We start from the raw sequence: 13,569 nt of genomic DNA, 5'->3' as shown, positions 1-13,569 counted from the left end.
CTTTTATAAGAATCACCCGGTGCTACCAATATGGATTTTGGCTAAGGTTATTATTTACGATAATGTCGTTGGTCTTTATAGGCCACAGGTAATCTTTTATACCAAATAATGGCACAAAAAGAGTTTGAGGCCTGTAATAATTAACCGGGTTGGTTTCATAAATATTCCAGCCTTGCACGGGTTTGCTTAACACCTCCTGCAGTTCTTTCCAACGGCGAAGGTCCCAGCCGCTTTGGCCTTCAAAACAAAGCTCAATTCTTCTTTCCTGGTGAATTATCAGGCGCAAGCCTTCCTTGCTTGAAGCCTTACCAGGGGTTTTTGAAAAATTATTCCATGAATCAAGCACGCCCTGTAAACCGGCCCTTGTTCTCACTTTATCTATGTAACTATAAACTTCGGCAGTTGGCCCGTTCACCTCATTTAAGGTTTCGGCATATAAAAGATATAAACCGGCAAGGCGTATCACAGGCAAATGATAATCTATCGACTGGAAACTTTCGTCGTAAATAGAAAGGTAGTTAGCCAGTTTTTTAGGCCAGTAACCGGTAATGTTTGTTGAAGTAAGGCTTTTAGGCCCGGCCAGCGCTGTATTACCACGCGCCTGCACATATAATGGGTTATTTTGATCGAGCACACCGTTACCAAACCAAACGCCACCGTCGAAACCCAGATCGGCATAGAACCTTGTTTCACGAGCAAAGTTGGTTTTAGCGGTTTGATAGCCGTTTTTTATATAGTACTTATTTTCGTCGTCGCCGGTTTGTACGGTATTACGGTTTGCATAATCCCAGGTTTTATCTTCATTAATGGGAACACCATTTTTTGTATAAAATAGCTCGGCTGTACCAATTGGCACCGCGAATGTTGACGGATAAGAAGACGAGATAGCTACTGCTTTTGAAGTTAGCCTTGGGATGGTATACCCCTGATAACGGAAATTGTAATTAAAAGCCCAGATCAGCTCGGGGTTAGTTTCCCACTTATCGGTAACAGTTGCCTGTATAGTTAATACATTTTTAAGCTGGTCTGATATGTTGCTCAGGTTGGCAGGCGGCGAAAAAGTATATAATTTTAAACCCTGCGCTTCGGCTTCGGTTATAGCTTCTTTACAGGCATCGGCAGCTTTTTTCCATTTATTAGGATCGTAGGTAGTAGAGAAAAGCGCTTTGCCTTCGTTATCTGTATATCCTGCATAATCAGGGTTGCCATTAAATAAGGGGCTTGCCGCGGTAGCCAATATTTCGGCTTTTACAGATAGTGCTATCAACTTGGTTACCCTACCCAACTCCTTAGCCTGGTTTTGAATAACCGGGGGCAGATCGGGTATGGCCTCGTCCATTAGCGAAATCACATAATCAAAACCTTCATCTGTAGAGCTTCTTTTACGTTTCACCTCTTCTGCCGATGCACTAATGGGCAGGTTCTCTTTAATTAATAACATTGGGCCATACATCCGTATCAGGTAATAATGATAATAGGCTTTCAAAAACTTCACCTCGGCTATCCATCTCTTTTTTTCGGTAGCGCTAAGGTCAATAGGCTTATCAATGTTTTCGAGCATGGTATTACACCTTCTTAAGGCATTAAAAAGCGCTATGCCATTGTTTTCGCCATCCCAGAAATTAAGGGCCGGCGAAGCTGTATTTTGGGTGCCTCTTAGCAGATTAAAGCCAGATTCGTTTATCGGATGGTCGTTCAGATCATTCGGGTAAACAATTTCTGCCGATCCTGTAAACCCTGCGTTACCCGTAACCTCATACATTTGCTGCATGGTTGAGTAACAGGTGAACAGAAAGTTTTCGGCCTCGTTACGGTTCCTGAAAGCATAATCAATTGTGCCTACGTTATCAGGTGTTACATCGAGGTATTTTTTACATGATATGCTTAACATACATAGTACGGATAAGCAAATTGTTCTATATAATATTCTCATCGTCTTTTTATTATCTGGTATTATTACAAACTCACGTTAAGGCCAACATTAAACACCTTTTGAATGGGATAGGCAAAGCCATTGCCTCCCAGTTCGGGATCCCACATTTTGAAGGGACTCCAGGTAAGTAAATTAAGGCCGTTAAAATAGATCCTGCAGTTGGTTAGCCTTAATGATTTTGAAATACGCAGCGGCAGAGTGTACCCTATCTCTACCGATTTTAGGCGCAGGTAGCTGCCATCGCGCAACCACCAGGTGCTGGGTTGCAGGTTATTTGCTATTACCGTTGTATTTGTGCCCAAACGTGGATATAAGGCGTACAGGTTCTGGTTTTCTTCGGACCAGTGATTGTCCGCGAATTCCTTTAAGACCTGGGTATTGCCATACACATATGCATCCGGGCTGGGTATAAAAGGGCTTACCCTTGTTGGGTCAACAAAGAACGAAACCCTTGCCTGCCCCTGAAAAAAGGCAGAAACATCAAACCCTTTGTACCCTGTAGAAAAACCAAAGCCGTAAACCACCTCTGGCACTGTTGGGTAGCCAATAAATGCCTGGTCTAAAAAGTCGATCTTTCCGTCCGCGTTTAAATCGCGGTATTTAATATCACCACCTTGTGGGCGTGCACCGTTTCCAAAGATCTGCGTTGGCGAATTTTGCGCTTCCTTATCATCTACAAATAACCTTTCGGCAATGTAGCCGTAGCCACGGTTAACGGGCTGGCCTATAAAGTGGCGCCACTGTTCTTTATAATCGGGCTCCTCTATATAATTGTATTTATTAGTGGTGTAGGTAAAGTTAGATCGTAACTGCGCCCATAAACCATTGCTGAAAGTTTGCTTATAATCCATCGAAAGATCAAGCCCTTTTGAATCTACTATCCCCAGGTTAGCGCTTGGTTTTACTTCCAAACCCTCGCTCGATGGGATATTGATCCTTTCCTGTAAAATATCGTAGCGGTGGTTTTTATATATTTCGGCAATAATGTTTAGGTTTTTAAACAAGGTAACCTCAAGGGCCAAATTGGTTTGCCTTGATGTTTCCCAGGTTACATCGGGGTTAGCATAATTATTTATGTACAAGCCCTTACGCTCGTACTGGTTATTGATACCAAACTGGGCGTAGTTGTTGCCCTGGTTAAATTTAACATCAGACTGGTAGAAGAACCTTTGCTGACCAATAGCATCGTTACCAACCAACCCGTGGCTGGCCCTTATTTTTAAGCGATCGATAATGCCAGGCGCCCAAAACGACTCGTTAGATACTACCCACGATGCACCTATGGTTGGAAAAAAGCCATACCTGTGATCAGCTGAAAAACGCTCGGATCCGTTATAACCAAAGTTACCCTCTATATAATAGCGGCTTTTATAAGAATAAGTTAACCTGCCTGCCAATCCTAAGTTACGGTATGGTAGCGAGTACTGTAAAGTAACCATATTCAACTTAGGGTCTTTAGCGCTCGAATAGATGGTTTGCTGGGAGGTACCTATTAAAGTAGCGCTGATACTGTTGTTTCCAAATTGCTTGGCATAATCTAAAGCGCCTTGCAGATATAAAAACGTATTTGCGTTAGGCTCATTCTTTGAATAGGTAAGATACTCCTGCGCTACGTTATTACCCGTAGGCTGCGGGTTAAGCCACTCTAAAGTATATTGGTTGGTTTCTTTATTATACGAGCTGGCGTTATAATAGAATGGAGAATATGCCAGTTGCGAATCAAAATAAGAATACCTGTTGGTATTAAACAATCCTCGGAATTTTAGCCCCTCGGTAATAAATCCAAAATTTTGGTTCACCTCAAACTGAGCCGACATTCTTGATTCGGATGAGTTTTTATGCCCCCTTAATAAAGCCGCATATGGATTATTGTATTGTATATTGTTGGTAGATGAACCCGAAGCTATGCCCGCGTTACCAAACAAAATATGTTGTGTATTGGCATTAGCGGCGTCGGCAGGGAAATATGCCGGGAACAAAACCGGGCTGGTATGTAAAGCCACGTTATATAAGTCGGATGCAAAGGAGCCGTCTATTGTAATGGGGCCGTTATACTCGCTAAAATTCCCGGATAACCTTACAATAAGCTCGGTGGATTTGGTAAGGTTTATATTTACGTTGGTACGCAACTGATAGTTCCTGAATTTAACATTGTTATCATTGTTATTGCGGATATCCTGGTTCAGCACCCCGTTATCAATATTATACGAACCTGCCACGTAATACTTGGTAACCGCGTTACCACCGCTAATATTTAAGTTATTGCGCTGGGTAGTAGCCCTTTTCTTAAACAATAGTTTAAGCCAGTCTACCGCCGGATACACATATTCGTTGCTCCCGGGCTCGCCGTTTATAGCTGCCAGTGTATTATTGATCTTACTTTGCGGAAAAGGCAACGGAAGCTTTGGGTTACGCGTTAGCGTTGCCTCGTTATACAGGTTCATGTAAGTTATAGGGTCGGCAAGGTCAAGTGTGTGGTTTGATTCTGAAGTAGAATACTCCGAGCGGAAATTGATCTTGGTTTTCCCTTCTTTACCCTCTTTGGTACTTACCAGTATAACACCGTTTGCACCCCTCGCCCCGTATAATGCTGTGGCACTGGCATCTTTTAATATCGAAAAGCTTGCTATATCATCTACCTGCAGCCTTGCAAGGTCTGATGTTGAAAGTTCAACGTTATCAATTAATATCAGCGGATCACGTTTGTAGCCAAAGGTTGTTACACCGCGGATAAAAAACTTTGCATTATCCTGACCCGGCTGCCCGCTTGTTTGGAAACCGGTAACACCGGCAATTTGCCCTATTAACGCATTGGTTAAATTACTAGCGGGGATCTTCAAGTCGGCAGGGCGAACGCTGGTTACCGAGCCTACAACAGCTTCTTTGCGCTCTTTTCGCCCAAATGCAGTCACCACAACCTCATCCATCGACCGGCTTTCATCCTTCAGGATTATTGTAAACAGCTTGTTTTGCAGGGTGGCGGTTACAACCTGTGGTTTAAAGCCCACAAACGAGAACCTAACGATAGCCCCCTCGGGTACATCCAGAATAAAACGACCGTTTACATCTGTAACTGTACCAATCTTATTATTGCCATCTACCGTAACGTTTACCCCCGGCAGCTTTATATTGGCTGTATCGGCAACAATACCGGTAATGGTTATTTTGGGCGCCGTTTGCGAGAAAGCATTGCTGCCTGCCGTAACAAATAGCCAACACAACAATACTTTCAACACCCAAATGAATTTATTGAATTTGTAAATTTTCTTCATATTTTCTGTTTAATAATTAGTTTTTAATCAAGCACATGGCAATATCATTTGCCCGGAACTGTTTAAGCTAATTACCCTGATCGTAATACGGAGATTTTGTAGAGGCACAAATTGTACGGCAGTTCATGCACAGCATAAACCTGGTGTGAAGGTTCAGATCTTTTCATTTTAAATTAATTGGTTGTATAAATTGGTATGGTAAACTTAGATTGAAAAGACACGGAAAGAAATGGATTAATATTGCAAAAGAATGGATTATCTTGCCTTTTTTAAATAATCATCATCTTTGTGTGTAAGTTAGTATTGGCATGCTGTAAATAGCGTTTACCAGGCCTTTATAAACCAAATGATCTTTAACAAATTTTTTAATGGATAATAAAGTAAACGGGCAAAAATTGTGGGTAAAAGAAGGCTTTATAGGCCAGCGGATGATTGTATTGCCTCCTAACATTAAACGCAAAATAATTATCAACCCATTAATTAAGAACTTTTACTTAACGGCGATAGGCCATTATCCAAATGCGGCCAACCATGGCCGCGAAAGAAAAACAGGAAGCAACGAGTTTATAATGATATACTGTGTAGAGGGCAGTGGTAAGATCCATTTAAACAACACCACGCACAATCTGATACCCAATACGTATTACATTATCCCTAAATATGCACCGCATAGTTACAACAGCGATAGCGACAACCCATGGAGCATTTATTGGGTACATTTTACCGGCGATATATCTGACAAAGTTTATGACCGTTATTTGCAGGATGGCGTACCTATGATACAGCAAATACCTTACGACGAAAACCGGATCAAGCTATTTGAGCAGATCTATTCGATATTGGAACACAGCTTTAACGAAAAAGAAATGGAGGTAATGAACTTTAGCCTGCTGCATTTTATATCGTCGCTTATATATTATAAAGAGGCTAACCCGGCTATATACAGTACCGACTCCATAAGCAATTCCATCTTGTTTATGAAAAAGAACATCCATAAAAACCTAACTATTGATGAGCTATCAAAACAGCAAAACCTGTCTGTATCTCATTACTCCAGGTCTTTTAAAAACAAAACCGGCTCTTCCCCCATTAACTATTTTAATCAATTAAAAATTCAAAAATCCTGTCAATACCTGTATTTTTCTGATAGAAATATCAAGGAAATCTGCACCGAACTTGGTTTTGAGGACCAGTTTTATTTCTCCAGGCTGTTCCGGCTGATTATGGGTGTATCGCCATCAAAATATAAAAAGTCGCACAAAAAATAAGCTAAACAGATGATACGCCCCGCCCGCCTTACCGATGCCCCTGCTATCTCCCAGTTAATTGTATTGGCAATGGGCAACCTTGCCGGCAAATTTGCAAACAGCACCGATGAGGCAAAGATCCTTTCCTTGTTCGAGCGTTTCGTATCTCAAACAGGCAACCAATACAGCTACGAAAATATTTTGGTTTGGGATGAACAAGCCGAAGTGTGCGGAATGATCATCGCTTACGATGGTGCAGAGTTGGACAAATTAAGAAAACCTTTTCTGGAGTACACCCGGTCGCAACTTGGCTTTACCGGCCAACCCGAGGATGAGACCCAAAGCGGTGAATTTTATATTGATTGCTTAAGTGTAAACCCGCGACACCAGGGAAAAGGATTTGCCAAAAAGTTGATTAAAGCATTGTTTGACCGCGCTGCCGAACTTGGCCACCAAACCGTTGGCCTATTGGTAAGCAAAGGCAACGATAAAGCCAAAAAGCTATATACTGGTTTAGGCTTCGGGCTAAAGGGCGAAAAGGAACTACTGGGAGGCTTTCATTATCATTTGCAGTACCCGGTTCTAAATGATCCGCCCCAAAACCAGCTCCCTTAATTGCCTGCTTATAGGTACCTGCTTATCACCCACATAAAGCATATTCCCTTCAACAGCGCTAATTTTGTTAACGGCTATAATATATGATTTATGCGTTTGCAGGAAGGCAGACTTAGGCAATTTTTCCATCAACGATTTTAAGGTGCTATGGGTTATTACCTTTTTACCGGCGGTATGGATGATCACGTAATTCTCCATCCCTTCCAGGAATAACACCTCTTCAAAAACTATCTTCTCTAACCTGCCATCGGCCTTTACAAACAGGTAATTAGGCGGGTTGGTACTGCCTTTCAGGTCAAAATAATCCTTTGCCTTATAGGCGGCCTTCATAAACCGTTCGTGCGAGATCGGCTTCAGCATATAATCCAGCACATCCAGTTCAAAGCCATCAATGGCATACTCTTTAAAAGCGGTGGTGAAAATAACCTTAGGCGGGTTAGCCAGCTGCCGTAAAAATTCCACCCCACTAATATGCGGCATCTGTATATCTAAAAATAATAAGTCTACAGGTTGTTGTTTTAACATTTCGCCAAGTTCCATAGCATCTTCGCATATGCCCTTTAACGCCAGGAAACCGGTCTTCTCAACGTAAGCCTGCAGGCCCTTACGGGCGTAAGGTTCGTCGTCGGTTATTATACAGCTTATGGGTTTGTTCATATCAGTTTTAGTTCAAGTTCGGCAAAAAAGTGGTCGGCTTGCTTAGTTAAAGTTAACCTATGGCGATTAGGGTATAACAATTCCAGCCTGCGGTTAAGGTTTTCTATGCCAATGCCGCTGCCATCGGGGTTTGGCTGGGTCAGATCGGGCAGATCATTTTTTACCGTAAATAATACTCCATTGGGCGTTTGGGTTGCTGTGATATCAATACTATACTTCCCGCCTACATATTTAAAAGCATTTTCTACCAGGGGCAAAAATAGTAAGGGATAAATTTGCTGATCAGTTAAAGCCTTATCAAATTCAACTTTTAAGATCATCTTTTTACTTGCCCGCACCTTTTGCAGCAGCATATAGTTTTGCAAATAATCCAGTTCCTGCTTAATGGTTACCTGGTGCTGCCTGTCGTACAGTTGATAACGCAGCAGTTCAGATAAAAGTTCGATACTCTGCTTAGCCCCGGGCACATCATCATCTACCTGAAAATAAATGGTATTAAGCGCGTTAAACAAAAAATGAGGATGATATTGTGCCCTCAAAAATTTCAGCTCAGTTTCCAGGTGATCGTTAGTTAATTTTTCGATCAGTAGCTGGTTGGCTACATAAGCGCTAAACCATGTACTGCTGCGGGCTATACCATAATAGATGATGGCATACAGTGTAGGGATAGTAGTCAGGTCGGCTACATCTACCCAGGAAAGGCCGTCGTCGGTCAATGCAGCCATCGGCAGAAGTATTACACACACCGCGATCAGGTTTACAAAAACGAGTATAAACAGCTCTTTCGCCACGCTTTGGTACCTTAATTGTGATGCCTGGTGCCGGTCATAATACCTAAAGAGCCGCCTAAATAAATTTATAGATATATAGCCCGCCAATATGCTGCAGCTCATCTCAAGGACATTCAACGCCCAGTCTCTTTTCCAGAACTGTGAATCTACGGCAAGATCATGCAGCAGCCTTATAGTAAAATAATTGAGCAGGCCATATAACCCCGGGAAAATATTTTTAAGCAATTGCTTCATTTTTAATTTTATTTAGCCTCACCCGGTCCTTGCTTCGCCCGCCCCCACCCTCTCTCCGCAAGCGGAAAGAGGTTTTTTAATTTCCCTCCCTCGGGAGGGGTGCGGCTGAATGTGTGGTGGCAGGGAGGGGTTTGGCCACTTTATTAAACCCCTTCCTACACCTTCCCGAGGGAAGGAATCGCACAGGCCCCCTGCTCCTTCTTTTTATCCTCTTTGCGAGGGAGAGAGGGTTGACCATCGTAGCATAATTGGGGTGAGTGAACTCGCCAACCTTACACCAACACGCCCTCTTCTTTTTTAACCTCTTTCCTAATCTCTAATTCACTAACCTCTAATCTCTTTTCTACCTTCTTCTCCAACCCCTTCATCCCAAACAAGAACCGCATTACCGGATATGGCTTTACCAGTAAATGATAAATACCCATGGTGATGAACAGCGTAATACCTATGGTATAAATATATTTCATTAGCACGGTATCTGTAGTGCGTACAATGTAATAGGCTAAAATAACAATTACAGTTTGATGCAGGATATAAAACGGATAAACCGCCTGGTTTAAATAGTTCAATGCAGGGTGAAAACGATTCAGGTATTGTTTACCATAACCTACCAAACCCAAAACCCAGCCCCAGGCAACCACGGCCGATAAACCACGGAACGAATAACCGCGCAGCGCGCTCCACTCCCCATCGTTTGGCGGTGGGTTTAACCAAAGGTAATTTACAGCCAGCAGGCAAATAAAGCCGATAGTTATAGCGAAACGGCGATTGCGCTGCAGGCTCTCCATAAGGCTTGGCTGCAGGATGCAAATAAAGCCGGCAAGCAAAAATAACAACCAGTAAACAATAGCACAATAATCGTGTATCAGGTCGCTGGTTTGCGGGAAAACCCAGCTTAGGCAGGCGTACCACACTATAGATGGGATAGCCAGTACATACACCCATTTACCTTTGCTAAGGCTGTTTAAGGCGCGTTTAAAGCCACGGCTTTTATCAGATATGAGCCACATAAATACCGGGGCGAAAATCAGATCGTAAACAAACAAATAGGCTATAAACCACAGGTGGTGCCAGCTAAGGTTACCTTTGGGGTAAGCACCTGTGGTGAATGTGGTTTTATAAAAATCCCAGTAGTTGCCGGTAAAGCCCTGGCTAACCCGTTCCATATAAATTTGCGGCGGAACAATGATGAACATACCCACCAGCAGCGGGATAAACAACCTGGTAAAACGCAGCTTAATAAAGCTTAGGGCGCTGCGGCGCTGCATCATGTAATAGCTTACCGTGCCGCTTATAAAAAACAGCAGCGGCATGCGCACCAGGTGCATAAAGTAGTTTGATTGCGCCATTAACGCGCTGGTATCGTGGTTGCGAATGTGCCACCATTCGTTGGCGGCGTAAGGCATGCCCGAATGAAATACAAGTACCCCTGCAATGGATATTATCCTTAACCAATCCAGGTATGTTTGTCGTTGCGTAGTTTCCATTTCCTTTGTTTTTTATTCAAAAGAATGGAATGCGGGCATGGCCGGAAAATTTGTTTGACCAACGGCGGGCAAGCGTTGACGAACGGTGTTATACAGGCATAAAACAAAAGCAAGGATGCAATTTCAACAACAAAAATTCATGAACAGCGTAAACATGAAAGATATAATTAGGTTTACCCCTTTTTAATTATTACGTTAGTTTCAACTAAAAAGTAACTATTCTCTATTACAATTGCTAATGTATGGCAAAACGTATTGATAAAAAATTGCCTGTTACAGGGGCTGAGAAACTACAAAATTTTCAGAACGACAGCCTGTTTCGAAAACTCATAGAAAATAGTTATTCGGGGGTTAGCTTATTAAATAAAGACCTGCAAATTATTTATCGAAGCCCTTCTGCAGAGCGTATTGGTGGGTGGAATTTAAATGACCGTTTAGAAAACACCTTCTACGAATTAACCCACCCATCCGACCGGCAAATGGTCAAAGAAACAATGGAGAAGGTATTTTCGAGCCCGGCCGTTCCTATTCCCTGTACTTTCAGATCAAAACATTACAAAGGCTATTATATATGGCTGGAGTGTACTTTCGATAACATGTTACATGATACCGATATAAATGCCATTGTTTGCAATTTTAGAGATGTTACCCAACAAAAGGAGGCTGAAGAACATTTGCAGCAAATAGAAAGAGATACCATACTTGAAAGTATTGCTGATGCTTTTTTTGCTGTAGATAAAAATTGGACGGTTACTTATTGGAACAAAATTGCCGAAAAGGTATTATGCAAAACCAAAGCAGAAGTGCTTAATAAAAACCTATGGGAGGTATTTTCGGAGTCTGTTGGCTCAAAATCACATATAAAATATCACCAGGCAATTAAAACCAAAAAAGCCGTACATTTTGAAGATTACTATGAACCCTTAAAAAAATGGTACGAAATAAGTGCCTACCCTTCGGCCACCGCTTTATCAGTTTATTTTAAAGATATAACCGATAGAAAGTTATCAGAAATGCTGCTCATAGCATCCGAAAAAAAATATAGCGAGTTGTTTAATTTAAGCCCGCTCCCGATGTGGGTATTTGACCAAAACACCCTGAAATTTTTAGATGTTAATTTGGCAGCCATTAAAAATTATGGCTTTACCCGCGATGAGTTTCTATCAATGACCGTAATGGATATCAGGCCGGAAGATGACATTGCCGCGCTTGAGCAAGCCATGCAAAATGCTAAAAGAAAACGCCATTTTATGCATCATGGAATTTACAGGCATAAAAAGAAGAACGGCGAAATTATTCAGGTTGATATATTAAGCAATAACCTATCCTACAGGGGTAAAAAGGCGAAAGTTGTAATAGCGAATGACGTAACCCAAAGGCTAAAGTATATTGAAGCCATTGAAGAACAGAACGAAAAACTACACCAAATATCATGGATCCAATCACATATTGTAAGGGCGCCCCTTTCCCGGATAATGGGGCTGGTGCCGCTTATTAACGATGCGAAAAACATATCACCCGAAACAGCAACAATGCTTAAATATTTATTAGCATCGGCGAATGATTTGGATGAAGCGATAAGATCTATAACAGATAAAACCACAAAAGCCGATTATAACGTATAGGCAATAGTATAACCTTCAGAAACATTAATTTAATAAAGCAATGAAGGTTGGGGGCGAACCCTTCTGCTACGCCGGATCCCTTATTAAAATAGATGTAGAAAGGTGTATGCCGTCCACATGGATACTAATTAAATCCTTACTTTTGGTGGGTAGATAATACATCAACATCATGAAATACACCGCATCCCGCCTGTCAGAAGGTAATAAGCTTTTCCCCGCGCAAATCATTGTAGAAAACACCGGCATAACCATTAAAATACCGGGCTTTTTTAGCGGAGATGAAACGTCTGTAGCGTACGACAGCATCTCGGCTGTAGAGATAGACACCCCGCTGATAGGTTTTTCAACCATACGTTTTTACCACAACGGCAATAAAGTGGAAGCCCACGGTTTCTCAAAAAGCGACGCCAAAGAAATTAAAAACGCCATTGAAAACGGGCGGAGTAAAGGAAGGAGTTAAAGGCTGTTTACTTCTGTTAAGAGGCTATCATATCGAAACCACTTGTGCTGAGCAATAGCGAAGCATCTATGAACAATCTGTCATGATGAGCCCGTCGAACCACATCGCGGATAGATTCTTCGCGCACTCAGAATGACAAACTCATTTATTATTCCGGGCTGGACATTACTCCTCCACCCTGTCATTTCGGTAGCGCATTTTTCCCCACCCTGTCATTTCGAACGAGGTACGAGGAGAAATCTTGTTCGAGCGATAGGTAGTGAACTAAGCATAAAAGCTTGGCATAAACCCACAAGCGGGACGCTTGCGGTAGCGGGGAACAATCTGTCATGGTGAGCCTGTCGAATCACATAGCGGATAGATTCTTCGCGCACTCAGAATGACAAACTCATTTATTATTCCGGGCTGGACATTACTCCTCCGCATGTCATTTCGGTAGCGCATTTTTCCCCACCCTGCCATTTCGAACGCGGTACGAGGAGAAATCTTTTACAAGGGAAGTGGTGAACTAAGCATAAAAGCTTGGCATACGTCCACAAGCGGGACGTGGCTGTTGCGGATGCATCTCTCATATGATATAACTAATCCGAGACCCTGAGGAGACAAAATCATCTCACTCCCATCTCTCCCAAATTTCCCTACTTTTATATCAATGAAAAACATACCTACGCTATACGAATGGGCAGGCGGCAAGGAGGTGCTGGAAGGCCTTACCAAACTTTTTTATGAGAAGGTTTTGCAGGATGATCTGCTTTATCCGGTGTTTAAAAATATGTCGGCAGAGCATACCCGGCATGTAGCACATTTTATTGCCGAAGTATTCGGCGGCCCCGCCCTTTACACACAGGGCGATAGCGGCAGTCACGCTAAAATGGTGGCGCACCATATTGGCAAACTATTAACCGAAGAGCAGCGCCAGCGCTGGATCCATCTATTACTGCAAAGTGCCGACGAACTAAAATTAGCCAACGATCCGGAGTTTCGCTCGGCATTGGTGGCCTATCTGGAGTGGGGTACCCGCATAGCCGTTATCAATTCTAATTTAACCGATAATCCCCTACAACCCGAAGCACCGATGCCCAAATGGGGCTGGGGCGAACCCGGCGGTCCGTATCAATCCGAAGAGTAATTTTTAATTTACAGACGAATTACCGCCTAAATAACTTGTTCCATTGCGGAACAAAATGGAACAAACTTAAAATATACAAGAGCCTATAAGTCAACAATTTAATATTTTATCGTTCAGAT

10 protein-coding genes are annotated in these 13,569 nt (G+C 42.5%); 5 read left to right on the top strand and 5 right to left on the bottom strand.

Going from position 1 to position 13,569, the window contains the following annotated elements; translation table 11 throughout:
- Nucleotides 1–22: 22 nt before the first annotated feature.
- Together NPE20_RS11275 and NPE20_RS11270 are read right to left on the bottom strand one after the other, a co-directional pair.
- Entirely contained in the window at nucleotides 23–1,891 is a 1,869-nt protein-coding gene (locus tag NPE20_RS11275; RefSeq protein ID WP_256538757.1) for a RagB/SusD family nutrient uptake outer membrane protein, read from the bottom strand.
- A gap of 65 nt (nucleotides 1,892–1,956) precedes the next feature.
- Entirely contained in the window at nucleotides 1,957–5,205 is a 3,249-nt protein-coding gene (locus NPE20_RS11270) for a SusC/RagA family TonB-linked outer membrane protein (protein WP_256538756.1), read from the bottom strand.
- 368 nt (nucleotides 5,206–5,573) lie between these two features.
- Between NPE20_RS11270 and NPE20_RS11265 the strand changes: the two genes are divergently transcribed.
- Complete coding sequence (locus NPE20_RS11265; RefSeq protein WP_256538755.1) at nucleotides 5,574–6,473, top strand: AraC family transcriptional regulator; 900 nt, start codon at nucleotides 5,574–5,576, stop codon at nucleotides 6,471–6,473.
- A 9-nt stretch (nucleotides 6,474–6,482) separates the two neighbouring features.
- Complete coding sequence (locus NPE20_RS11260; RefSeq protein ID WP_256538754.1) at nucleotides 6,483–7,067, top strand: GNAT family N-acetyltransferase; 585 nt, start codon at nucleotides 6,483–6,485, stop codon at nucleotides 7,065–7,067.
- Here NPE20_RS11260 and NPE20_RS11255 read toward each other — a convergent pair.
- From NPE20_RS11255 to NPE20_RS11245, 3 genes are all read right to left on the bottom strand, one after another.
- Entirely contained in the window at nucleotides 7,035–7,724 is a 690-nt protein-coding gene (locus tag NPE20_RS11255; protein WP_256538753.1) for a LytR/AlgR family response regulator transcription factor, read from the bottom strand. The two genes, NPE20_RS11260 and NPE20_RS11255, sit on opposite strands and share 33 nt — an antisense overlap.
- Nucleotides 7,721–8,749, bottom strand: a complete 1,029-nt coding sequence (locus NPE20_RS11250) for a sensor histidine kinase (RefSeq protein WP_256538752.1) — start codon at nucleotides 8,747–8,749, stop codon at nucleotides 7,721–7,723. The genes NPE20_RS11255 and NPE20_RS11250 overlap by 4 nt, the downstream gene beginning before the upstream one ends.
- 272 nt (nucleotides 8,750–9,021) lie before the next feature.
- Nucleotides 9,022–10,236, bottom strand: a complete 1,215-nt coding sequence (locus NPE20_RS11245) for an acyltransferase family protein (protein WP_256538751.1) — start codon at nucleotides 10,234–10,236, stop codon at nucleotides 9,022–9,024.
- A 242-nt stretch (nucleotides 10,237–10,478) separates the two neighbouring features.
- On the opposite strand from NPE20_RS11245, the gene NPE20_RS11240 reads away from it, so the two are divergent.
- The 3 genes from NPE20_RS11240 (at nucleotide 10,479) to NPE20_RS11230 (ending at nucleotide 13,450) form a co-directional block, all read left to right on the top strand.
- Nucleotides 10,479–11,861: a PAS domain-containing protein gene (locus tag NPE20_RS11240; protein WP_256538750.1), complete on the top strand. Its 1,383-nt coding sequence runs from the start codon at nucleotides 10,479–10,481 to the stop codon at nucleotides 11,859–11,861.
- Between the two features lie 169 nt (nucleotides 11,862–12,030).
- Nucleotides 12,031–12,321 carry a PH domain-containing protein gene (locus NPE20_RS11235; RefSeq protein WP_256538749.1) on the top strand — a complete coding sequence of 97 codons (291 nt, stop codon included), beginning with the start codon at nucleotides 12,031–12,033 and terminating at the stop codon, nucleotides 12,319–12,321.
- Nucleotides 12,322–12,973: 652 nt separating this feature from the next.
- On the top strand, nucleotides 12,974–13,450 hold the full coding sequence (locus tag NPE20_RS11230; protein ID WP_256538748.1) for a group II truncated hemoglobin: 477 nt from the start codon (nucleotides 12,974–12,976) through the stop codon (nucleotides 13,448–13,450).
- Nucleotides 13,451–13,569 lie beyond the last annotated feature (119 nt).

This window comes from Mucilaginibacter aquariorum, assembly GCF_024498135.1.
GTDB lineage: Bacteria > Bacteroidota > Bacteroidia > Sphingobacteriales > Sphingobacteriaceae > Mucilaginibacter > Mucilaginibacter aquariorum.
Note: the sequence above shows the minus strand (reverse complement) of the source record. Positions and strands in the feature narration are given on the sequence as shown.

Bases quoted from the DNA above. Each gene is read 5' to 3' on its own strand.
- NPE20_RS11245 (WP_256538751.1), bottom strand. From the start codon at position 10,236: ATGGAAACTACGCAACGACAAACATACCTGGATTGGTTAAGGATAATA.
- NPE20_RS11265 (WP_256538755.1), top strand. From the start codon at position 5,574: ATGGATAATAAAGTAAACGGGCAAAAATTGTGGGTAAAAGAAGGCTTT.
- NPE20_RS11250 (WP_256538752.1), bottom strand. From the start codon at position 8,749: ATGAAGCAATTGCTTAAAAATATTTTCCCGGGGTTATATGGCCTGCTC.
- NPE20_RS11260 (WP_256538754.1), top strand. From the start codon at position 6,483: ATGATACGCCCCGCCCGCCTTACCGATGCCCCTGCTATCTCCCAGTTA.
- NPE20_RS11235 (WP_256538749.1), top strand. From the start codon at position 12,031: ATGAAATACACCGCATCCCGCCTGTCAGAAGGTAATAAGCTTTTCCCC.
- NPE20_RS11270 (WP_256538756.1), bottom strand. From the start codon at position 5,205: ATGAAGAAAATTTACAAATTCAATAAATTCATTTGGGTGTTGAAAGTA.
- NPE20_RS11255 (WP_256538753.1), bottom strand. From the start codon at position 7,724: ATGAACAAACCCATAAGCTGTATAATAACCGACGACGAACCTTACGCC.
- NPE20_RS11240 (WP_256538750.1), top strand. From the start codon at position 10,479: ATGGCAAAACGTATTGATAAAAAATTGCCTGTTACAGGGGCTGAGAAA.
- NPE20_RS11230 (WP_256538748.1), top strand. From the start codon at position 12,974: ATGAAAAACATACCTACGCTATACGAATGGGCAGGCGGCAAGGAGGTG.
- NPE20_RS11275 (WP_256538757.1), bottom strand. From the start codon at position 1,891: ATGTTAAGCATATCATGTAAAAAATACCTCGATGTAACACCTGATAAC.